This is a genomic window from Gluconacetobacter liquefaciens (assembly GCF_003350405.1).
In the GTDB taxonomy this organism is placed as follows: Bacteria; Pseudomonadota; Alphaproteobacteria; order Acetobacterales; family Acetobacteraceae; genus Gluconacetobacter; species Gluconacetobacter liquefaciens.
Genome location: NZ_QQAW01000002.1, coordinates 364,360 through 386,235 on the forward strand (window position 1 = coordinate 364,360; position 21,876 = coordinate 386,235).

General features: G+C 60.1%; 24 protein-coding genes. 2 read left to right on the top strand and 22 right to left on the bottom strand.

Going from position 1 to position 21,876, the window contains the following annotated elements:
- Positions 1-25: 25 nt before the first annotated feature.
- The 5 genes from C7453_RS04915 to C7453_RS04935 form a co-directional block, all read right to left on the bottom strand.
- Complete coding sequence (locus tag C7453_RS04915; protein WP_114726409.1) at positions 26-1,756, bottom strand: flagellar hook-basal body complex protein; 1,731 nt, start codon at positions 1,754-1,756, stop codon at positions 26-28.
- 369 nt (positions 1,757-2,125) lie between these two features.
- The gene (locus tag C7453_RS04920) at positions 2,126-3,211 is read right to left on the bottom strand and encodes an EscU/YscU/HrcU family type III secretion system export apparatus switch protein (RefSeq protein ID WP_114726410.1); all 1,086 of its coding nucleotides are present in this window, start codon (positions 3,209-3,211) and stop codon (positions 2,126-2,128) included.
- A 131-nt stretch (positions 3,212-3,342) separates the two neighbouring features.
- On the bottom strand, positions 3,343-4,155 hold the full coding sequence (locus C7453_RS04925) for a flagellar biosynthetic protein FliR (protein WP_170143130.1): 813 nt from the start codon (positions 4,153-4,155) through the stop codon (positions 3,343-3,345).
- A 34-nt stretch (positions 4,156-4,189) separates the two neighbouring features.
- Positions 4,190-4,465, bottom strand: coding sequence for a flagellar biosynthetic protein FliQ (locus C7453_RS04930; RefSeq protein WP_114726411.1), 276 nt, complete (start codon positions 4,463-4,465; stop codon positions 4,190-4,192).
- 10 nt (positions 4,466-4,475) lie between these two features.
- On the bottom strand, positions 4,476-4,808 hold the full coding sequence (locus C7453_RS04935; RefSeq protein WP_114726412.1) for a flagellar hook-basal body complex protein FliE: 333 nt from the start codon (positions 4,806-4,808) through the stop codon (positions 4,476-4,478).
- 364 nt (positions 4,809-5,172) lie between these two features.
- Between C7453_RS04935 and C7453_RS04940 the strand changes: the two genes are divergently transcribed.
- Positions 5,173-5,823, top strand: coding sequence for a hypothetical protein (locus C7453_RS04940; protein ID WP_147280864.1), 651 nt, complete (start codon positions 5,173-5,175; stop codon positions 5,821-5,823).
- 175 nt (positions 5,824-5,998) lie between these two features.
- Here C7453_RS04940 and C7453_RS04945 read toward each other — a convergent pair whose 3' ends face one another.
- Entirely contained in the window at positions 5,999-6,979 is a 981-nt protein-coding gene (locus C7453_RS04945; protein ID WP_114726414.1) for a flagellin, read from the bottom strand.
- A gap of 230 nt (positions 6,980-7,209) precedes the next feature.
- Between C7453_RS04945 and C7453_RS04950 the strand changes: the two genes are divergently transcribed.
- Complete coding sequence (locus tag C7453_RS04950; RefSeq protein WP_114726415.1) at positions 7,210-7,602, top strand: flagellar biosynthesis regulator FlaF; 393 nt, start codon at positions 7,210-7,212, stop codon at positions 7,600-7,602.
- A gap of 199 nt (positions 7,603-7,801) precedes the next feature.
- Here C7453_RS04950 and C7453_RS04955 read toward each other — a convergent pair whose 3' ends face one another.
- The 16 genes from C7453_RS04955 to fliF form a co-directional block, all read right to left on the bottom strand.
- Positions 7,802-8,188, bottom strand: a complete 387-nt coding sequence (locus C7453_RS04955; protein ID WP_114726416.1) for a hypothetical protein — start codon at positions 8,186-8,188, stop codon at positions 7,802-7,804.
- Positions 8,189-8,216: 28 nt separating this feature from the next.
- Positions 8,217-8,777, bottom strand: a complete 561-nt coding sequence (locus C7453_RS04960) for a chemotaxis protein CheD (RefSeq protein ID WP_114726417.1) — start codon at positions 8,775-8,777, stop codon at positions 8,217-8,219.
- Positions 8,774-9,163 carry a response regulator gene (locus C7453_RS04965; protein WP_114726418.1) on the bottom strand — a complete coding sequence of 130 codons (390 nt, stop codon included), beginning with the start codon at positions 9,161-9,163 and terminating at the stop codon, positions 8,774-8,776. Before C7453_RS04965 ends, C7453_RS04960 begins: the two co-directional genes overlap by 4 nt.
- A gap of 101 nt (positions 9,164-9,264) precedes the next feature.
- Entirely contained in the window at positions 9,265-10,299 is a 1,035-nt protein-coding gene (locus C7453_RS04970; protein WP_114726419.1) for a protein-glutamate methylesterase/protein-glutamine glutaminase, read from the bottom strand.
- A gap of 3 nt (positions 10,300-10,302) precedes the next feature.
- Complete coding sequence (locus tag C7453_RS04975; RefSeq protein WP_114726420.1) at positions 10,303-11,145, bottom strand: CheR family methyltransferase; 843 nt, start codon at positions 11,143-11,145, stop codon at positions 10,303-10,305.
- Positions 11,142-11,612 carry a chemotaxis protein CheW gene (locus C7453_RS04980; RefSeq protein ID WP_114726421.1) on the bottom strand — a complete coding sequence of 157 codons (471 nt, stop codon included), beginning with the start codon at positions 11,610-11,612 and terminating at the stop codon, positions 11,142-11,144. The genes C7453_RS04975 and C7453_RS04980 overlap by 4 nt, the downstream gene beginning before the upstream one ends.
- Positions 11,613-11,654: 42 nt before the next feature.
- Positions 11,655-13,940 (bottom strand): chemotaxis protein CheA, encoded by a 2,286-nt coding sequence (locus C7453_RS04985; protein ID WP_245948790.1) that lies wholly within the window; start codon positions 13,938-13,940, stop codon positions 11,655-11,657.
- A 28-nt stretch (positions 13,941-13,968) separates the two neighbouring features.
- Positions 13,969-14,352 (bottom strand): response regulator, encoded by a 384-nt coding sequence (locus C7453_RS04990; RefSeq protein ID WP_114726423.1) that lies wholly within the window; start codon positions 14,350-14,352, stop codon positions 13,969-13,971.
- On the bottom strand, positions 14,349-14,648 hold the full coding sequence (locus tag C7453_RS04995) for an STAS domain-containing protein (protein ID WP_245948792.1): 300 nt from the start codon (positions 14,646-14,648) through the stop codon (positions 14,349-14,351). The genes C7453_RS04990 and C7453_RS04995 overlap by 4 nt, the downstream gene beginning before the upstream one ends.
- Complete coding sequence (locus C7453_RS05000; RefSeq protein WP_114726425.1) at positions 14,648-16,150, bottom strand: methyl-accepting chemotaxis protein; 1,503 nt, start codon at positions 16,148-16,150, stop codon at positions 14,648-14,650. The genes C7453_RS04995 and C7453_RS05000 overlap by 1 nt, the downstream gene beginning before the upstream one ends.
- 571 nt (positions 16,151-16,721) lie before the next feature.
- The gene (fliP, locus tag C7453_RS05005; protein ID WP_114726673.1) at positions 16,722-17,417 is read right to left on the bottom strand and encodes a flagellar type III secretion system pore protein FliP; all 696 of its coding nucleotides are present in this window, start codon (positions 17,415-17,417) and stop codon (positions 16,722-16,724) included.
- 217 nt (positions 17,418-17,634) lie between these two features.
- Positions 17,635-18,009, bottom strand: coding sequence for a hypothetical protein (locus C7453_RS05010; protein WP_245948793.1), 375 nt, complete (start codon positions 18,007-18,009; stop codon positions 17,635-17,637).
- 10 nt (positions 18,010-18,019) lie between these two features.
- Positions 18,020-18,391 (bottom strand): flagellar motor switch protein FliN, encoded by a 372-nt coding sequence (gene fliN / locus C7453_RS05015; RefSeq protein ID WP_114726426.1) that lies wholly within the window; start codon positions 18,389-18,391, stop codon positions 18,020-18,022.
- A 17-nt stretch (positions 18,392-18,408) separates the two neighbouring features.
- Positions 18,409-19,128, bottom strand: a complete 720-nt coding sequence (locus tag C7453_RS05020) for a FliH/SctL family protein (protein ID WP_245948795.1) — start codon at positions 19,126-19,128, stop codon at positions 18,409-18,411.
- Between the two features lie 35 nt (positions 19,129-19,163).
- Complete coding sequence (fliG, locus tag C7453_RS05025) at positions 19,164-20,183, bottom strand: flagellar motor switch protein FliG (protein WP_114726675.1); 1,020 nt, start codon at positions 20,181-20,183, stop codon at positions 19,164-19,166.
- Positions 20,184-20,211: 28 nt separating this feature from the next.
- Positions 20,212-21,819 carry a flagellar basal-body MS-ring/collar protein FliF gene (gene fliF, locus C7453_RS05030; RefSeq protein ID WP_245948797.1) on the bottom strand — a complete coding sequence of 536 codons (1,608 nt, stop codon included), beginning with the start codon at positions 21,817-21,819 and terminating at the stop codon, positions 20,212-20,214.
- Positions 21,820-21,876: the final 57 nt, after the last annotated feature.

The window sequence follows — 21,876 nt, forward strand, 5'->3', positions numbered from 1 at the left end:
GAAGACACGGCCAGCCGGTTGGTTTTTACTGCTTCATGGCGATTGTTGTTTGCAGCAGTTGATCTGCGGTCGTGACGATCTTGGTGTTGGCTGAGTAAGCCTCCTGCGCGACGATCAGGGCCGACAGGTCACTGGTGAGGTCTGTCGTGGACGATTCCACAGATCCTACCGACAACGTGCCAGTGCCATTTGCCCCGGCCAGACCGATCTTGGCGTCGCCAGAAGACGCCGTGGCGGTATATGCTTGTCCGTCGACCGCATTCAGACCGTCTACGTTGGCAAAATTCGCCAGTGCGATCTTACCGATCAACTGGGTTCCGGTATCGAACTGGGCCATGACCGACCCATCGCTTTCGATTTCCACGCCCTGATAGGTGCCGCTGGCGATGCTGTCGGATTGAAGGGCTGTCGTATCCGTTGCCAGGCTGCTGGCCGTTGAAAGCGTCGTCTGGCTGAGGTCGACTGTATATGACGTGCCGCCAATTGTGGCGCTGAGTGCACTTAAAGATGTCGTCACACCTGTGGTACTGTCCGTAACCGACTGAACGCTGCCATCTGTGTTGAATACGACATTATAGGTGTCGCTGCTGACGGGCGACGACGATGATGTATCGTAAGGATCGACCAGGGACAGTGACCATGTCGGCGGTGAAGCGGCCGTCTGAGTCCATTTGGCTGCAACCGAAGTGCCGTTGGCAACGGTAGGCGATGTCATCGACGTTTGATTACTGCCGGTCGTGGTGCCGATCACATCGGATTTGCTCATGGTAAGCGTCGTGCCCGATGCGGTCAGGGCATTGGCTTGGTTGGTGCTCGCCGTACCTGTGGATGCTGCCATAACGGTACCGCTGGTGCCGCCGATCGTTCCCAGATCGAGAGTGATGTTTTGCGCGACGCCATTGTAATCGGCTGTAATGGGGATCGAAGCACTTGCCCCTGTCAGGGTCGATCCGATTGTCTTTCCAGTAGTAGAATCGGCAACCGATGCCAGGGAGCCGCTGCTGTCAAACGTCACCTGATAAGAATTGCTGGCTATGGTGCCGGTGCCGTCTGCGTCATAGGCGCTGACGTTCCAGACCAGAGGGTTGGTGCCACTCTGCGTCCAGGACAAAGCGATCTTGTGTGGTGTCGCCGACGCGTCATAGGTGGTTACGGGAGCCGTCGTATAGGACTGAGCATCCGCTGCCGTATAGCTGGCATTGCTGGACGGCATCGTTCCCACCGTTGCCGACAAGGTCAGCGTCGTGGTCTGAGTCGGGCGGAAGGCCACATTGGCGACATTGAGTTGCGTCAGCGATGCGTTCAACGAACCGGTAGTGGGGTCCACCATATAGCCGTCGAGGTAATACCCACTGGTGTTGACCAGGTATCCGGAGTTGTTTTTGTAAACTTCTCCATTCCGGGTGTAGTAGTTCTGGGACTGAAATTGCGTGTTTGTGGACGTCGATGCGCCGCTTTCTTTGGAAACGACGAACAGGCCACTCCCTGAAATGGCAGTGGCAAGGCTGTCCGTGCTCGTGGCTGCAGTGCCTTGATTGTCCACATGCTGGACAGTGACGGCGGCTACTGAATCCGAGATATCGGCTGAAGACGCATTCTTGCCCAGTGAGCCGGCCACGAAATCCTGGAATGCCGTGGTGGTGGCTTTGTAGCCGACCGTCTGGCTGTTGGCGATGTTGTTACTCAGGTTCGTGAACGCGGTCGACTGGGCGTTGATCCCGCTGACTGCCGTGGTGAGGGCGTTGAAAACTGACATATGCCGTCCCTGCCTTGTGCGCGCAGTTAACTGTTCCGCCTACCGTCAGGCAGGAAAATCATGACCCGATCATGACACAGACCATCTTCTGGCATGATGTAATGTTCGGATCGGTGATCTTACGGACATGGAATGGTGGCTGAAACATTCCCCGCGCGGCACCTGTGCCTTTCTGAGCATCTGAGTAGCATGCGTAGCGCGAAATACAAGGATTTCCTGTATCGTTTTTGGGGGTAGCGATAGGGAGAAAGTGTTACGGAATTGTTTCCTGGTGGCGATAAAGAGGTATGTTTTGTGAATGCGGGCATGAATGCATCGATGCGACAAGCGGCCCTGATGTTGGACTGACCGGAGGCATCGAACGGTCTTTTATTGCCTGGGCGCGCGCGAGCCGGGTGTCTTGAGTTTCATGACGTAGGCGATGATCGCGGCGACGGGCTGGAAATATTCCGGCGGTATTTCGGAATCCACTGGCAGGGCATAGAGCGCGCGGGCCACGGGCGGATTTGAGACGATCGGGACTTTTGAGTCTTCGGCCGCTTCACGGATTCGGGCGGCCACTTCGTCCGCGCCCTTGGCGACGATTTTCGGCGCCGCATCCGTGCCGTTGTCATAGGAAAGCGCCACGGCATAATGAGTCGGGTTGGTGACGATGACCGTGGCCTTTTTGACGGCCTGGATCATCATCTGTCGGGCGCGCCGCATGCGGATCTGTTTTTGCTTGGCCTTGACCTTGGGGTCGCCGTCTTCCTGGCGTACTTCCTCCTTGATATCCTGATGGCTCATGCGCAGCTTCTGCAACCGGTGATAGCGTGTCCATACCTCGTCGAGGACGGCGATCGCGGCCTGGATCATCAGAATGATCATCGTGGCATACACGAACCAGGAGATGAGCTCCGACGTCAGATGGTGGAGGGTCCAGCGTTCGGCCTCGGGCGCCACGCGCAGGGTGCCTTTCGCCACGCCGTAGAGCACCGCGCCGAAAACGACGAACTTGGTCAGGCTTTTCAGCATTTCAATTACGTTGTTCATGCTGAATACGCGCTTGATCCCCGATAGGGGGGACAGGCGCCCGATATCGGGAATGAGCGCCTGGGGGCGGAACAGTAGGCCCGTCTGAAGCATGCCGGACACGACGACGACCACTGCGCAAACGAGTGCCAGGGGTGCAGCCAGAAGGATGCCTTCGCGGATGGACTGCTGGAGGGCGAGATAAAGTGCGCCGCCATCGGGCGAGACTGTGTCGAAATGCTCCATCAAGCCCCGCATGTGGCGGAGAAACGTGCTGCCCGAGACGGCGGTCGTCATAGTGAAGACGGCTAGAAACGCGCTCAGGATCAGGAACATCTGCGTTTCGCGGGAGTGCGCGACATTGCCTTCCTCGCGTGCCTTCTGCAGCCGCTTTCCGGTCGGAGCCTGCGACTTGTCGTCGCTGGCTGATCCTTCTTCCGCCACGTGGGCCTATCCTCTTATGGTGCCGACATGCCGGACGGGCGTACCCGGCCGAAAAAGGGAGCGCCGCGCTATCGGCATGTCCGAAGTCCCGGCATATTGAGCCGTGTGGATGGCGGCCGGGCCACGGTATGTCAATGTGGTGGCGACGTTGCACCTACGCCGGGCAACGCGACGAGCAGATCGTTCATTCTTTCCTGCCAGACGCCGGTCATGACCTGGATCAGCATGGCCAGCAGAAGGATGCCGCCCAATAATTGGGCCGGCATGGCAATGCCGTAGACCTGGATGGACGGCATCAGGCGGTTCAGCACGCCCAGCATGGCCGGCCACAAGGTTCCGATCAGGACAAAGGGGGCGGCTAATTGCAGCGCCAGGACGAATGACTGCGCCGTGGCAGCGACGATGCTCTTCGTCATGTCGCCGAGCATCGGCATGTGACCGGGCGGAAACAGGTGGTAAGAGCCTGTCACTGCAGCCAGAGGGAAGACATACAGTCCAGTAGACAGAAAGATGACCGGCGTTAGAGCTGAGGCCATATGGCTGATAGCCGTGCTGGATGCCCCGAGTTCCGGGTCGGGCTGCAGGATGCTGGCCAGGCCGGCAAGGACGGCGATGAACTGCATTGCGATAATCAGCGCCATGGAAACGAGCCGGGCCAGGAGCCCGATGAATGCACCGCATAGAAGTTCGCCCACGACGATGGCCAGTACCATGAACGGATGATGCAGTGCCGGCCCGGATACGGCCGCGAGGTGGTCCTGCACCACCGGCAGGATGGTAATGGTGACAACCAGCGCGATTCCGGCCCGGACCACCATGGGGGAGGTGGTTTCGCCAAAGCCGGGGGCCGTCATGACCATGGCGCTGACCCGGCACAGGGTCAGCAGAAACATGGCAGCCAGCACGGGGATGGAGCCGCCGGGAAAGAACAGGTCCCCGGTCATTCCGGAATGGGCGCCGCCGGCATGCGGCCTGCTTTCACGAACCGCCCACCATGATCATCTGGTCGAAAATGGTGTGGGCGTAGGTATGAAGTGTGGAATACATGAACGAGCCCGTCAGCATGAGAGCGGCTGTCGCGGCTATGAATTTCGGCACGAAGGACAGGGTCGCCTCGTTTACCTGGGTTACGGCCTGGAACAACGACACCAGAATGCCCGCGCAGAGGGACGACAAAAGGGACGGAGCCCCCATTTTGACCGCCACAAGCAGGGTCTGACGCAGTATTTCGTGGATATCGACCGTATGCTGCATGCGTGACGGCTTAGATCGACATCTTCATGACGTCCTGATAGGCCTGAACGATCCGGTCCCGGACAGTGGTGACGGTCTGAAGGGTCAGCTTCGCTTCTTCCACGGACGTTGCGATGTCGGTCAGGTTGCCTTTTCCGGACAGGCCCTGGGCCGTCAGCGTCTCGGCGCTCTTGCCAGTCTGAACCGCGTTCTTGAGCGCGCCGTCCAGGACATTGCTGAAGCTGGATACGCTGTCGGAAGAGGTGTCGTTCTGGGTGTCGTCGGTCGAAGGCTGCAAGGCCTTCTGTGTCTGCCCATAGGCGTTGAGCGCATCGAAGCTGCGGGTGGTGATGTCGCTGATCATCGTGTGCGTGCTGCGCCCCTTGCTGCCTGATCGGAGATCCCCGACAGGCTACTACGATTCAGTGCCTAACCTAGTCTTGCCATAACGGCAAGGGCGCTGTTTTTTACCTTTAATTGAAACAGCATGACTGATCGGGAACGCTTTTGATCGGGCAGAATCGTTCGGTCTGACGATCGAGGCGTTGGGGGGGCGGCGGATAAATTCGTCTCTGTCGGACGCTGTGCGGCGGGTAGGGATCATGATAGAGGGTGTTTTCGCGCGCTTCAGCCATCATGGGGCGTCTGAGCCGTCGTGGCATGGCGACAGAGGATCGCCCGGTCGCATGTACGTGGAGTACGGCGTTGATAGGTCTTACAGAGTCAATATGCGACGTTCGGTGAATGCTGCCCGTGCCGAAGCCGGCAGGAGGCGATTGGCCTACGCGACGGCGCTGGTTGCCTTGTTGGCCGTGGGTGGTGGCTGCGGAACTGCCGTGGCCAGGGGCAGCAGCAATGGCGGTACGAACACGACCGCGCATATCGGAGATGACGGTCTCCACTGCCCGGCGGGGCCGGTGCATATCGCTGAAATCCAGGCGATCACACGACAGAATAATGCCGCGGATCCGAATCTGCCGCTCGGTGAGGCTTCGATTGAGATCTGCGCGACGGATGCCACCAAATTCACCGATGTCGTGACGCGTGGGACGCCTGATGGCGGGGCGGCGGGCGGTTTGGTGGGGCAGAAGACGGGCGTCGATGGAACGCTGCAAATACGCGGCCGCACCGCGCAGATGGATGCAACGGTCTATGTTCCGCTAGCCGCGGCGGATATGGCGCAATGTGGCTTGCAGGACGATGGTCAGCAGCAGGATGGCGCTGGTAACGGTACATGCAGGCCGCATGGATTCGTGGCGAGCTTTGCCGGAACATGGGTGTTCTCGCCGGGAAAGTGGCAGAGCTTTCAGGCGGGAACGGATTCTTCGGGGAATCCGATCGTTCTGGCCGTCAGGATTCTGAACGGACCTGTAGAATGACGATCTGATCCGGCGGGGGAAAGACCGCTAGGACGCATGATGCATATGCGGCTTCGGGGAATGCTGCCCTGCTGAAGCCGGTTATTTTTCAACCGGGTTCGACAAGGGGCATAAAAAATGCCCCCGGCAATTGCCGGGGGCATCATCCATACTACGCTGTGAGCGCGGGAATGGATTACTGGAACATCGACAGGATGTTCTGCGACTGCGAGTTGGCAATCGTCAGCGACTTGATGGCCAGCTGCTGCTTGGTCTGCAGCGAGGTCAGCTTCGCGCTGGCGGCAGCCATGTCGGCGTCGGTCAGGGCGCCGATACCGTTGCTCAGATTGTCGGAGATCGTCGAGCCATAGGTGCTCATGCTCTTGATCACGTTGGTGTTCGAACCCAGATCCGACGTGATGTAGGTCATCGCCTTGATCGCAGCCTGGACCTGCTTGATCATATCAGCAACGGAAGCAACGCCGGAATAGCTGGAGCCGAATTTACCTTCGCTCGTCACGAACACGTTGGCTGTGGGGTTCGTGCCAGCCGTGCCACCGGTGGAAAGACCCAGAAGATCGGTCAGCGTAGCCGACGCAGTCGCTCCAGCGGTGCCGCCGGAAGACGTCAGATAGCTGCTGATCTTCGAACCGGTAAAACCCGAGACAGTTGTAACATCGCCCTGGAGACCTGCAACGTAGCTCAGATCCGAAGTCGAGATTCCGAGCTTGGTTGCCGCGGCCGCGTTGCTGGCTTCCGGGGCGAGCAGGTTGACGCCATTGAAGGTTGCGTTCCGCGCGATCGTGTCGATCTGGGCGAGATAGCCGTTGATCTGGGTGCCGATCTGGGATTCCGAGGCATCGACGCCGTAGCTGTTGCCCAGCGAAGTCACGGCGTTCTGCACTTGCTGCAGCACGCTGATGATCTGGTTGGCGGCGCTGGCCGTCGAACTGACGGTCTGGGCGGCGAAGGACAGGCCGTCATTCACGGCGCTCTGGCCGGAGACGTTGCCCTGCATCTGCTGCGCGATGCCGAAGGCAGCGGCGTTGTCGGCGGCGGTGGAAACCTTCAGGCCGGTCGAGACGACGTTCTGCGTGTTGCTCAAATCGCTCTGGACGGCATTCAGCGTCTCGATGGCGACTTTCGAAGAGGCGTTGTTGTTGATGGAAAGGCTCACAGCATTTTCTCCATGCGGACTATCCTGGAGTAAACCAGGTCCACACCAGAAAATCGGGAAATGGCTAAGAGAAGGTTACCAGAAAGGCGCGAAGAGCATTTTTCCTGTGGGACGCGCCAGGCCGGGATAGAGGAAATGCTCTGTGCCGAGGGGCGGACGGGATGGTCTTGGCGTGCGGAGTAGGCTAAGATCACTCGTGTCCATTATGACAAATTGCAGACGGTACGACGATGATTCATCCAGCACTTCGGGCTTACCAGACCGTGACGGAAACTTCCCTGACGGGGAGGGAGGCCGAAGCGGTTTGTTTCAGAATGCTTATCGATGAACTGGAAGCCGCTAACCAGAGTGCCGATTCGCAGGTTCGCAGCCGAGCGCTGGACCGGCATCAGCGTCTGTGGTCGATGATCATGAAGGCCAATATTCTCGATAATGGCCTGACGACGGAGGAGGATCGGAGGCTTTTTGTCAGGCTGGCCGATCAGGCGCAGAAATATGGCGTCCAAGCCATTCTGGATCCGGAAATGTCTCTTGTCCCTCTGATCGAGATTGCGGAAAATGTCCTCGCCGGTCTGGAAATGGCTCCGGGAGGGAGTGAGCAGGGTTCTTCCGCTCTGGCCTGACCACCGGAGTGGACACGTCTGTTTCTGGCAGGAGGTAAATCCCAAGGCGATTTGGCAGGGCGTGTCGATCTGGAATAAGAGCCTGTCTGCAAAAATCGCTGCTGGCGCTAGCATGGCGGGCTGTAATGCCGGGGCGTGAGCCAGATGGTGCTGGAAGCCGGCATCACGCTCTCATCAGAGGATTTTTTCAGGTAGCCCCCTAAAAGAGGTCCATTTCACCAGGCGTCGTGGTGTGACCCGGTGTGTCTTCACCCTTCAGTACCTGCACGACGTCGCCAAGTGTGATCCCCTCATATAGGCGGGCCACGCTGACAGTGTCCTTGATGCCGGCCGGGGCAAGAGACATCAGATTCTTGAGTACTGTCGCTGCGGAGGCGACTGTCTGCGTTGCCAAGTCCAGCTTTTGCAGGCGGCATATTTCCGAACTGGTCATGGATGTGTCGCGCATGCATTCCGCGACCGCCTGCTGGGCGTTCGTGAGTTCTTCGCCGGCCATGTCCAGAAGGCGCAGAACCTTGAAGACAGTATCATGCACCGTGATTTTCACAGGGGGTGCCCCTTGTGTGACGGTGGAATGCATGGTCATCGCTGTCTCTCTTTCCACGCTCAGGTGATCAGAACAGTTCAATGCTGGAACTGGCCTCGCGCGCCCATCTGCGTTCGGCTTCGGCTTCCTGCCGGTTATAGGCCTCTTCCTGACGAACGATGGCCTGGCCATCCTGGATCAGGTTCTGCTGAGCTTTTCCCGATGTCGGCCAGAATCGCACGCGCCTGGCCTGGGTGCCCCCGAGGCTTTGAGCGATGCAGGGGATGTCTTCGTCCGCCAGATATTGGCGGACGAAGAGGCTGTTTTCATGCCCGATGCGGCCCAGGGACGGGACGATCGCGGCCCCGCCGAAGGCCTTGCAGCGCAGGCGGTCGCGTTTGCCGCCCGCCTTGAGGATGCCGTTGATGAGCTTTTCCATGGCATTGACACCGAAACGCATGGCCGTGCCATCATGGCTCTCGCCCCCGCCGGGCAAGAGAAAATGGTTCATACCACCGACCTGCGTCACCGGATCGAACATGCAAACCGAAATGCAGGACCCCAGAAGGGTCGTGAGAAGAGCAGACGGATTGTCCGAAACGACGACTTCGCCCTGTACAACTGTCGTGGGTGTCAATGCGTTGGTCACGTTATGGGTCCGAATACCTTTTCGAGCACTTCCCGCAGTTTCGCGACCGTGTAGGGTTTGGCGAGAAAGTTGTTCACCCCCGCCTTGACGGCCTCCTGAACGAGGTCGCGGCTGGCTTCACCGGTCAGGATGATGAAGGCGACCTTCTGAGTCTTGGGATTGCCGCGAACGCCACGAAGCAGTTCCAGACCGTCCATGACAGGCATGTTGAAGTCGGAAATGACGAGGTGCGTCGGGTTCTGGGCAAGATACTCGATGGCCTCCTTGCCGTCCTTTCTCTGGGCGATGTGGGTAAAACCCAGTTGTAACAGGCTGTTGGCCAGGATCTGGCGAATGGAAGACTGGTCATCGACGATGAGAACCCTGATCTGTGAAGCCGCGGGCAATTTTTTCCTCCTCTTTCCCTTTTTAAGTCTGGCTGGGGCGCCGGTATCACTCGTCGTGAGCGCGTGGCTGTGATGCACGATCGCGCGTCGTTCGGCTTGTATCAGCGTATTTGGGCGTTCATGGCGGCAGCACTGATCTGACCAAGGGGGACGATCTGGGAGGTCGCGCCGAGCTCGGCTGCAACCCGCGGCATTCCATAGACGACGGAAGACGCCTTGTCTTGTGCAATTGTCCAGGCTCCGGCCCGGTGCATTGCAAGCAGGCCTTCGGCGCCATCCTGCCCCATTCCGGTCAGGATGATGCCCAGGGCATGGTTACCCGCAGACTCGGCGACGGAGTCGAACAGGACATCGACGGACGGACAATGTCCATTGACCGGAGCGGCCTTCAGCAGGCGTGTGACATAGTGGCCGTCGCGTCGTTCCACGGCTGTATGGCGATCGCCTCCCGGGGCGATCCGGACTGTGCCGGGCAGGAGGACCTCGCCATTCCTGGCTTCGCCGATGGAAAGAGCCTCGATCTTCTGGTTCAGTCTGTTGGCGAAACTCGCCGTGAACAGGGCTGGCATGTGCTGGCAGACGACGATGGGGGGGCTCTGGCGCGGAAAGCCCGACAGGACCTGTTCCAGTGCTTCCACGCCGCCCGTCGATGCGCCGATCGCGACCAGCTTGAAATCATGGGTCCATGATTTCTGGTGCTGTGCGGCGCCCTGCTCGTTGCGCTGAAACTTCGCGACCGGGGAATGGGCGGCCTGTCGGACGAGACGGGCCAGGCCGGCAAACGCGTCGCCCCCCGGCATGACGGAAGAGGGTTTCGGAAAGCAGTCGAACGCGCCCATCTGGAGCGCCGTGATCGCGATATCCGCGCCCCTGGCCGTGAGGCCGGATACCATGACGACGGGAATCGGGCGCAGTCTCATGATCTTGTCGAGAAACTGCAGGCCATTCATGCTCGGCATCTCGACATCGAGCGTGATGACGTCTGGCTGATCCTTGATGATCAGATCCCGGGCCTCGATCGGGTTCGCGGCCTCGCCGCAGATGACGATGTCGGGGTGCTGCTCGAAAGAGCGCCGAATCAATGCCCTTGCTGTTCGTGAGTCGTCAACTACGAGAACCTTTATCGGCTTCTCCACGCTTTACTGGTCCTTTCGGTAAATGGTCGGGGCGACCTGTATCAGGCCGCACTGGCTTGCGCAGGATACGCGCTCGGAATGGCCGACATACAGAAAGCCATCGGGTTCGAGCTTGTCCGCCAGACGCTGCCAAAGATGTTCTCGGGTGGCGTCATCGAAATAAATGACGACGTTCCGGCAGAAAATGGCTGAAAAAGACCCTTGGATCGGCCAGGACGCATTGAGGTTGAGGACACGGAACGCGGGCAGGCGGCGGATCGGGCCGTCAAACCGATAATCGCCGTTGCCGGCAGGCTCCATGAACTGAGATTTCCTGGCCGGGGGAATACCTTCGATTTCTTCGGCGTTGTAGGTACCCTCGGTGGCCTGGGCGATGACATTGGCATTGATGTCGGTCGCAAGGATGCGAAAATCGTGCGAGGCCGCGTCGGGAAACGCCGTCATGACCGACATGGCGATGCTCCAGGGCTCCTGACCCGTGGAACAGGCGGCCGACCATAGCCGCCCGCGTTTTCCGGCCCGAACCTTCGTGGCCATCTGCGGAATAACGACGGATTCGAGATGATCGAAGTGGTTCCGTTCCCGGAAGAAACTCGTGACGTTGGTGGTCAGGGCACAGATCAGGTTCTGCATCTCGTTCTGGCCGGCGGCCGTCGTTACGAAATTCAGATAGGCTTGGAACGAACTCTGGTTCAGTTCGCGCACCCTGCGGGAAACCCGGGAATAGACGAGAGCCTTTTTGGTGGCGGGAAGATGGATGCCGGCCTGTTCACGCGCGATCTGCCGGACTTTCTGGAAATCGGCATCGGTATATTCGGACTCGTTGACCGGAAACTGGTCTTTCATTCGGAAATGGTGTCCGTGACCAGTTGTCCGACGACGGTCTCCAGCCGGAGGAGACCGATCATCCGATTGTCGACCAGGACCAGGCCGCCCAGACAACTACCGTCTTCGGACACGGCCTGGACATCGTTCAGATTGATATCGGCCATGTCGATAACGCGATCCACAAGGAGCCCGCAGACGACGCCATTCTTTGATTCGACAATGACCACGACGCGGCGCGGGTTGTCGGTCTGCGGCGGCACATTCAAATAGACCGCTAGATCGACCACCGTCAGGATGATCCCGCGCAGGTTGATGGCTCCGCAGACATAAGGAGGAGCAAACGGCAACGTCGTCGTCTTCTCGAACCCACGGATCTCGCGAACGCTGAGGATCGGAATGCAATATTCCTGCACGCCGATGGCAAACACGATCATCTTGACGATCTTGGTGTCCGTGGCTTCTTTGAGCTCTGTCTGTTCCGTCATGGTCGGTTCCCTGCGTAAATGTCGAACGTCCGTATGGTCTTGCTAGGCTGCCAGTTCCGCGCGGATGTTTGATGGCTTGATGTCGATATGTCCAATGGCCGAGGCCACCAGTGCCGAGACGTCGAGGATCAGGGAAACGCTGCCGTCACCGAGAATGGTTGCTGCCGACACGCCGAATATCTGCCGGTAATTGCTCTCGATACTCTTGATGACGACCTGCGTCTGGTCACGGATTTCGTCAACGATGAGGGCAGCCCGAGCACCGGATTCGTTCTCGACGACGAGGATGACCGAGGCATCGAGGCTATCCGGAGGCGGGGAGTTGGACAGTTTCAGGACTGTCGCCAGGGGAATCAGAGGCATGCAGTCGCCACGGATGGAAATCACGTTGCTGCCGTCGGGCAGGGCGTAGACATCGCTCTGATTGACGATCATGGTTTCGATGACCGACGAGATCGGAATGACCATGGTCGATCCGCTGGCAGAGATCAGCATGCCGTCGAGAATGGCTAATGTCAGAGGCAGGCTGAAACCGAATGTGGTTCCCTTGCCGGGTATGCTGCTGATCGTGATCCTGCTGCCCAGGCTTTGAATGGCCTGCTTGACGACGTCCATGCCCACGCCGCGTCCGGAGAGGTTGGATACCTGCGCGGCCGTCGAGAAACCGGGCATGAAGATCAGGTTATTGACCTCGTCATCCGATAGGACCGCATCTGCCGGGATAACGCCCCGTTTGACAGCCGTTTCGAAGACGCGCTGACGGTTGATGCCTGCGCCGTCGTCCTTGATGGTGATCAGAATCCGGCCGGAACGATGTTCGGCGGAGAGCACGATGTGGCCTTCTGCCGGCTTGCCGGCGGCGATGCGGGCTTCCGGGCTTTCAATGCCGTGATCTACCGCGTTCCGCAGCATGTGGGTCAACGGATCGGTCAGCTTTTCGACCAGTGTCCGGTCGACTTCCGTATCCTCGCCCTCAAGCGTCAGGACGATGTCCTTGTGAGTCATGGAGGACGCTTCGCGCACCACGCGCTGCATGCGCTGGAAGACGGCGCGGACGGGCTGGGCCCTGACCGCCATGACGGCGTCCTGGATATCGCGCGTCAGCGACTGCATGCTGCTGATGCTCTGTACCAGTTCGTGCTGTCCGGCCGCATCGGTCCGGCGGGAGAGGGATTCGATCGCCGCCTGCGCAATCACCAGTTCGCCGACCAGGTCCATCAGGTCGTCGATCCGGTGCAGGTCGACGCGGATCGAGGCTTGTTCGGGCTTGCGGGCGGCAGTCTGGGCGGCACCATTGGCCGTTGACGACGCTGCGCTGCCGGCTGGGGAGGGGCCAGGATGCGCATCTGGCGTTGCCGGAGCAGGCAAGGGGGAAAGTATCTGGACCGGGTGTGCTACTGAAGGCGTCGGAGCAGGGGGCGGCGCCTCGTGGTCTTCCACGGGCGGGATGACGGCGACTACCTCGGCCGGTTCCGGCTGTTCTATCGTGGGTTCCTGGGGCGCAGCGGCCTCGGCTCCTTCACGGACGATCGAAAAATCGCAATCTTCGCTGATCCAGTCGAAGACCGCATTGGCGTTGTCCTCGGATACTGCGGGCGGCAGAACGACCTGCCAGGAGAGGTATGATTTGTCAGGCAGCAGATCGGCGAGAGGAGGCAGGGCCGATCGATCGCAGGTGGTCAGGATCTCTCCGTCACATTCACGAGCGAGATCGGCGAGGCCGATCAGGATGTTCCTCGCGTCATCTCCGCGCTCGTACAGTGCGTCGTGAGGCCGAAAAGTCACGAGCAGCGATGCGGCAGCCGGGGGGGCTTCTTCTTCGCCAAAGTCGAAATCAAAGGGGACCGGTTCGAAATCCGCGGGAACGGGCTCGAAATCCATGGGGACGGGCGAGAAATCCGCTGGAATGACGTCTTCGGTCGTCGCTGCCTGCGAGGCGTTCTGGTTGCTGCCGGTGCCGCTGATGTCGGCCAACTCGGCATGGCTTTCGGCAACGCGCGCCGAGTCGACCGTGGCCCCGCCACGGGCCTCGTTGACCAGATCGCTCAGGACATCCATGGCTTTGAGGAAAACCTTGACGACATCATGAGTTGGCGCAAAACGCCCCGAACGCAGGCCATCGAGGGAATTTTCGAAGACGTGGGCGAACCGGACAAGATTATCCAGTCCGAAAGACGCGGCTCCGCCCTTGATCGAATGGACGGCACGAAAGACGGCATTGACGGTCTCATGTTCGGACTCGCCATCCGACAATGCGGAAAGTCCGCGTTCAAGCTCCTGTAACTGCTCGTCACATTCCTGGAAGAAGATCTGGAGGATATCATCCATATCGGAACTCATGCCGTCCCCGCTTTCTTCAGGCTGTTACCCGACGGATCGCCGCAACCAGGCTGTCGGAGCTGAAGGGTTTGATGATCCATCCCGTCGCACCGGCAGCTCTGGCCCGGGCCTTTTTTTCCGGATCGCTTTCGGTGGTCAGAACGATAATGGGCAGATGCTTGAAGGCGGGCATCTTGCGAACGGCCTCAATCACACCGAAGCCATCCATGCGCGGCATGTTGATATCCGTAATAATCACATTGGGCGGGGGATCGGCGCTTTCCAGGACTTCGATACCTTCAATGCCGTCCCCTCCCTGAATGACATCGTAGCCGGCTTCTTCCAAGGCCTTGCGCAGCATGCCCTGCATGGTTCGGGAATCATCAATCGTCAGGACACGCAAAATTTTTTTTTCCGTCATACTGAAAGCTCGCTGGAGGAAGTGGGCGGTTCTGACAGGAATTCACTGACCCCGAAAAGGGCGAACGCTTCCCTGACTTTCTCTGACGGCGCGACCAGGGGGCGACCGCTTGCCAGAAGAACCTGAAGACACAGCCCGCCGATATAGGCAACGCCCGAGGCATCCAGAGCGCAATCCGTCGCCTCGGCCTGTTCCACAAGACCCTTGAGCACCTCGACCGTCGCGGTGTCGAGGCGTTCTGGCAATGGCACTGGGGCGATCGAGGGCGAGGGGGGTGTCTCGACGTCGGCGGTCATCAGAAATCTTCCCATCCCTGATCGGATGACGTGGTCAGGAGCGCCGTTGCCGACGGACTGACATTGGCCGACCGGGAGGGTTTGGGCGCAGCGGTGCGCCCCGACGGAATCGTAACGGTGCTCTCGTCGAACATGCTTTCCCGACGGTCATTACCGACTTTGAACCGGCTGATGGTCTGGGTCAGCGTTCTGGTTTCCGCCGTCAGGTTATGGCTGGCGGCCGTCGTTTCCTCGACCATCGCGGCGTTCTGCTGCGTCACCTGGTCCATGTCGCCGATCGCCGCCGTGACTTCGGACAGGCGTTGGGCCTGATCGCGAGTGGAGACGGAAATTTCTTCAACCCGCGTCGAAATATTCTGCGTGCTGCCGGCAAATTCGTTCAGGTAACGGCCGGTCTGCTGGACCAGATCGACACCCTTGTCGACCTGGTCGGCCGAAACTGAAATCAGACGCTTGATTTCACTAGCGGATTTGGCCGATTTTTCGGCAAGGGACCTGACTTCCTGCGCGACCACGGCGAAGCCGCGGCCTGCATCACCGGCCCGTGCCGCTTCGACACCCGCATTCAGGGCCAGCACGTTGGTCTGGAAAGCGATGCCGTCGATGACAGAAATGATCTCGCCGATCGCATCGGATGATTTCTTGATGCCATCCATCGCCTGCGTCGTTTCGGTCATGACGGCAGTGGCGGATTTCACCTTGTCCAGAGACTGTTTTGCTTCCGAACTGGCCTCGGTGCTGGCTTTGGCGGTGCGCTGGACGCCGTCGGTAATGGTGCGGACCGAAGCAGCGGCCTGACCGAGATTGGCGGCCTGCTTTTCCGTGCGTTTCGCCAGATCGTCGGACGCGGTCGAGATTTCCGTGGCACCGGTCGCGATCAATTCGGAATTGCTTGCCAGGGCCCGCAGTGCGTCGTTCAGGTGCGACGCCGAATTGTTGAATGCATCGCGCAGGGGCGCGAATTCGCCATCGAAGATATTGGAGGTGATCCGGCTCCGGAGGTCGCCGCGCGCCATGTCCGCCAGGGCGGATCCAAGAGCGTCGATCACTTCGTGGGTCTGTTTGTCGCGGGCTTGGCTATGTTCGAGGGACCGCTTGATTTCCTCGGCCATCGCGGACTGGCGGGTCTGCGCCTGCTGCTGTTCCTGCAGGCTGCGCGCGAACTCGACCATCACGCGGGCCATGCGGCCGGTGCAGTCCTTGTTGTCGAGAAATGGAATATTCCCGCGGACATCTCCGCGGCTGAGTTGCTCACCCAGGTCGCTCAGGGTTTCAAGCGGCTCGGTGACCACGCGGGTCAGCATGAACCAGATCAGCTGGACGACGACCGCGCCGAAGGCCAGGGCACACATATTGACGATGAACATGTGCTGGATTGGCTCATGGATGAAATATCCGAAGGCCTCGATAACGATCTGAAGCACCAGATAGGCTTCCAGACCCAACATCACCGTTCTGATCTTGCTTCGGAATGGTGCGTCCCGATACAGCCAATTCAACATGCTGACCTAACTTTCCTTACGCATCTGGCGGGGCGCCGTCATGTGGAACTGCGCGCGCATACGGTCTCGCTTCGGGCGGAGTGCCGGATCCCGATGGCTTTTCACGGCTGCCTCTTGGCTTGCGCCGAGGATAATGGGCTGATGCCTGTTCTCCAAGGCCCTGTGGGAACCTTGTAAACGGGCGGTTCTATCCGAATGTCTGTCAGGGACGAAGGAGGCATGGCCGGCCCGCCGGCCCGGGGCCGGGAGGCAGGAAGTGGTCCTTGCATACGGTATTGCTCGCCAACTTCGAACGCCTGCATTGCCTGTTGGCCATTCTCGCTTTGTCTGCCGCCGCCGGAACGGGCATGTCCCGAAGGGATGGTCGGAAGAAGGCCTCTCATACCCCGAGATGTCGCTATTGGGCATGACGTAAATCAATTAATAAGTCGTTAAATCTTATTGCAGATCGGGTGCCGTCGATACCGCTTCGGAGGTTGGCTTTTCGTCGTGGCGGACGGATGCTGTCACCTGTCAAAAAGCCGGAACGATGCGGTGCGCATGCATTGTCCTGTTGCCGGGTGAGTATGGCTCATCCGCCGAAGCTTCGGACGAGGCCGCCGGCCACCATCTGCCAGCCATCGACCATGACGAAGAAGATCAGCTTGAAGGGCAGCGAGATCGTCGCCGGGGGCAGCATCATCATGCCCAGGCTCATCAGTACGCTCGCCGTGACGATATCGATGACGAGGAATGGAAGATAAAGCAGGAAGCCCATTTCGAAGCCGCGGCTGAGTTCACCGATCATGAAGGCTGGCATGATGACCCGCCAGGGCGTTTCGGCAGCCGTCTTCGGCGGCGGAAGGTTGGCCAGATGCTGGAAAGTCGCGATGTCGGCCGGTCGTGCATTGGCAAGCATGAAGGCGCGGAAGGGCTCGGCTGCCGCCTTCAGGCCATCGATTTCGCTGACCTGTCCTTCCATCATGGGGGCGATGCCATGGTTCCAGGACTGTTCGAGGACCGGCTGCATCACAAAGAAGGTCAGGAACATCGCCAGACCGATCACCACCGTGTTCGGCGGCGTTCCCTGCGCGCCGATGGCGCCGCGCAGCAGAGAAAGGACAATGATGATGCGTGTGAACGCGGTGACCATCACCAGCAGGCTGGGAGCAAAGGACAGCAGGGTGATGAGCGCCGTCAACTGAATGAGGCGGCTTGTCGTACCTGTGTCTCCGAGCCCCTTGCCGAGATCCAGGGTCAGTGCCTGTGCATGGACTAGGTCGGGCATGACAGCCAGCACCGCAAAGGCAAGAATGCCTGTGATGATGGCCCCGAAACCGGCAGGACGGTTCGTGGGCAGTCGGGTCGTCAACGCATCACGCTCCCCTGTTCCTCTTGATCCTGAGGATGGTCCGAATCCGCATTGTATGAAATTCGGTGTGGTTTCATTAAACGCTCTCATGGCGGCCGGGCAGGCTCGCGCATGTTTCGGGAGAGGTGCGCCTTCAGCCGGCATGGAGGTCCGCCGGCAGGATGGGCGAGGGCGGTGAGGGCGGCGGTGAAGTGCCCTGCTCGTCCATCCACCCCAGGAACAGGTCATTTCCGCCGCCGGTTAGGATCAGTCCCGTTCTGCTGTTGTATCGTATGATGCTGAGCCGTCGACGCTGGTCGATGGCCAGGCTTTCGACGATCGCCAGGCTGCGGGTCCGGCGCCCTTTAAGCAGGTAGGGCTCCAGATATTTCAGGCCATGACGGCTGAGAAGAATCAGCGCGATGACGATCACGAACGACGCAAGATAGGCAAGCCATGCGGAGGCGAAACTGCCGGTCCCGTGCGCCAGTGATCCCGCCTGGGGCGTAAGGAGGCCTGTTGCCGACATTCCGCCTCTTTCAGCCCTGCGGAGTGGGCGTGGAGGACAGAATTTCCGTCATCGTCACGCCGATATGGTTGTCGTCGACAACCACGACTTCACCGCGTGCGATCAGTCGGTTGTTCGCGTAGATATCCACCGCTTCGCCCAGCTTTTTGTTCAGTTCCACGACCGCGCCGCGCCCCAGTCGCAGCAGTTGGCTGACGGGCATGGTCGCTGTGCCGATGACGGCCGTGATCTTGACCGGAATGTCGTAGACCGCTTCCATCTGGCTGGCGCCAACGGTCGTTGCATCCTTGTCGGCAGGTTCCGCCGCGGCAGCGGCCGGTGTTGCCGCCGCCGCGCTGGTGGCGAAATCTTCCAGTCCCATGTGTCCAGTCTCCGAATTCATGATTCTCTCCGCCTGGTCTATGCCTTCGGTGTTCGTTGATCCGCGCGCTGTCCGGCCAGCGCCGTGACAGCGGTGACAATCTTTTCCGCAACGGATTTTCGCCACTCTTGCGGATCGATGACAATGCTATTCGCCGCCGAGACGATACTGATGATGGCGGGTTCGGTATCGGGGACGGTTTCTATCCGGATACGTCCCTCTGCTGCGGCGACCGATTGCAGGAGGCGCGCGTCGGTCTCCCGGCAGCGGACCGTGACGGCGCCTTCGCATTCTGTCGCGAAGCATGCGGCATCCGCCACCAGATCGCGTTCCAATCCGCCCAGCACCGCATGATCGAGGGCCGTCAGGCTCCCGACAATCTCCACTACGGCGGCGACGAAGGATTGAGTGGCTTCCGCGACAACCTGATGCCGCCGGGTGCTCTCGGCCTCGAATGAGGCGGCAAGAGAGGCCAACTGGGAGGCGAATTCGTGACGGAGCGCCTCTTCCTTCTCTTTTGCGCCTTGTTCCTGACCTTCGCGGAACGCCGCGTCGCGCAGGGCTGCGATTTCGTCGCGATGCATCGTGACGAGATTCGGGTCCGGTGCGGGCTCGGCAGTGGCGGCTTCGTCCGTCACTATGTTTTCGGCATCCAGTCCCGGTGCCGCGCCGAAATCTTCCAGATCGAGCAGCGGTCGCAAGATACGCGTATTGTTGACCGCGCGCGCGCCCTGTGGCCGGGTCTCTGTTCCCGCCATGTCAGGCACGCCCGGCCAGTTGGCGGGAGGGGGCGTCACGGAATGATTTCATCATTGCCGGCGCTTTCGGTCAGGTCGATTTCGCCGGCATTCGCCAGATTCTTGATCGTCAGGACGATTTCAGTCTGTGCCGTTTCGACATCTTTGACGCGGACAGGCCCCAGTGAGGCGACTTCTTCGAGCAGCATGCTGCCAGCGCGCTTGGACATGCATTGCAAGAACAGCTTGCGGATGGTGTCGGACGCGCCCTTGAGGGCCAGCGGCAGTTTTTCACGGTCGATCTCGTTGACGATTCGCATGAGCGATTCACGCGGTAGGCGTTTGATGTCCTCGAACGTGAACATCAACGCCTTCACTTTTTCCATGTCGTCGTGATTGCGTTTGTCCATCGACTCCATGAGGCGCGCTTCGGTCTTGCGGTCGAAGTTATTGAAGACTTCGGCAAGCAGTTCAAAGCTGTCCCGCCGGGTCGACCGGCCGAGGGTGGAGATGAATTCGGAACGCAGGGTTGCTTCGACACTGTCCAGAACGTCGCGCTGGACCGTTTCCATATGCAGGATGCGCATCATGACATCGGTCGCGTAGTCCTCCGGTAGCAAGGAGAGGACGCGCGCGGCATGGGCGGGCTGCAGGCGGGTGAGAATGACGGCCGCGGTCTGTGGGTATTCGCTGCGCAGGTAGTTGGCCAGTACGGTTTCCTGCACGTTGCCCAGCTTGTCCCACATCGTCCGGCCGGCGGGACCACGGATTTCGTCCATGATCTTTTCGACCTGGTCGGATGGGAGAGCCCGGCGCAGGAATTCCTCGGTGGTTTCATACGTGCCGACCAGGCCGTCTGGCGACTCGAAATTCTTTGTGAACTCGCGGCAGACGCTTTCGACCGCTTCGGCCTTGACGATGCCGAGGCTGGCCATCGCGATGGATATATCGCGGATTTCGTCCTCATGCAGTAATTTCAGCAGTTTGGCCGCCTTATCGCGCCCGACTGCCAGCATAAGGATGGCGGCCTTCTGTTTGCCGGTCAGGTGGAGCGCCTGGGGCGGCGACGGCGCCATGAATCCCGGTGCGGCTTCCATGGCGCTGTCACTCACGGTCCCGTCCTTTCTTGATATCCGGCGCGGCGAGCCAGTTGCGGATGATGAAGATGGTCTCGCGGGGACTTTGCTCTATACGATCCGATACTTTCGTAAGGGCCGCCATCCGGAGTTTTCCTTCGATCCCCTCGATGGAAACCGTGTCGTCGACATTGCCTTCGACCGCGGCCAGAGCCGGACCTGGCTGCCCTGGGATCTGGCCGACGGCGGCGGCGCCGGGGGGTACTCCCGGCAGCGTCTCCAGATGCGTCGTTGCAAGGAGTTCGGGCAGATTCTTGCCGCGCCGCAGAATGGGACGAATCGCCAGGAAGATGGCCCCGACCGCCAGGAGAATGGGAACGACCCATTCGGCGACGTAAATCAGGGTATCGCGTGTGAACAGGCTGGAACTCTCCGCGCCGAAAGCGCCTTCCGGTTCTGCCATGAAGCGCATGGAGACGACATTGACCTCGTCGCCTCGGCTCTTGTCATAGCCGACGGCCGTTCTGACCAGGGCCGTCAGCCTTTCGACCTCGGCGGTGTCCAGCGGCTTCCATACGTCGTTGCCAGCCTTGTCCTTGCTGTATGTGCCGTCGACCAGAACGGCCAGACTGATTCTGGAGACCCGGGGGCGGGTCTGGCTTATGACCCGGACCCGCTTGCCGATCTCGTAATTGTCGGTCTCTTCTTCGCGGTCGTCATTGGAGCCGGTGCGATTGTTCTGGTTCGCATTGGCATTCGGCAGATTGTTCGCGACCGTGGTGTTAGGCGTCGCTTCGGTGTTGACGCTCTTGTCGGACGTCGTCTGCTGCGATCTCAGGACCTGCTGATTGGGGTCGTAATTTTCCTCGGTTTCGCGAATTTCGTCGGTATTGATGGTGACGGCCGCGCGCGCCCGGACATGACCGCTGCCCAGCGTGGGGATCAGGATCTCTTCGGCAGCCTGGGCCAGGCGCTGTTCTTCGGCGTGGCGGAATTTCTCAAGCGAGTTGGCCTGGCCATCCGGGCTGTCGGGATCGCCTGGCTTGGCGAGGACGTCACCGCGCGTATCGACGATCGAGATGTTCTGCGGGCGCAGGCCGGGCACGGCTGCCGCCACCAGGTTCTGGATGGCCTGGATGCCGTCTGGCGCGATGCGCCCGCCGCGGCCGATATCGAGCACCACGCTGGCCTGGGAGGGGCTGGTCTGGGTCGAGAACAGGTCGCGGTGGGGAAGGACGAGATGAACCCGGACGTTGCGCACTCCCTGCAGGAGACGAATGGACCGTTCCAGTTCGCCTTCCATCGCCCGGGTTTCGTTGATCGTCTGCTCGAACTGCGTGCTGGTGAGCGTCGCGCTCTTGTCGAACAGTTCGTATCCGACGCTTCCGCCGCTTGGCAGGCCGTCCTTGGCGAGTAGGAGGCGCGCGCTGGCGACCTGATTCTGCGGGACGTAGATGCTGGTGCCGTCGCTGTTCGTACGGTTGGGAATATGCGCCTTGGTCAGGTCCTCGACCATATGGGCGGCCTCATTGAGGTCGACACCACCATACAGGAGGGCCATCGACTGGCCGCTGCCCCGGAAGGCGAAAAGGCCGATTGCCGCAAGAAGGACTGCCGCGGCAGCCCCCATCACCATCAATCGCGTACGCCCGAGCCCCTTAAGGCCAGCCAAAAAATTCTGCATAAGAAAACC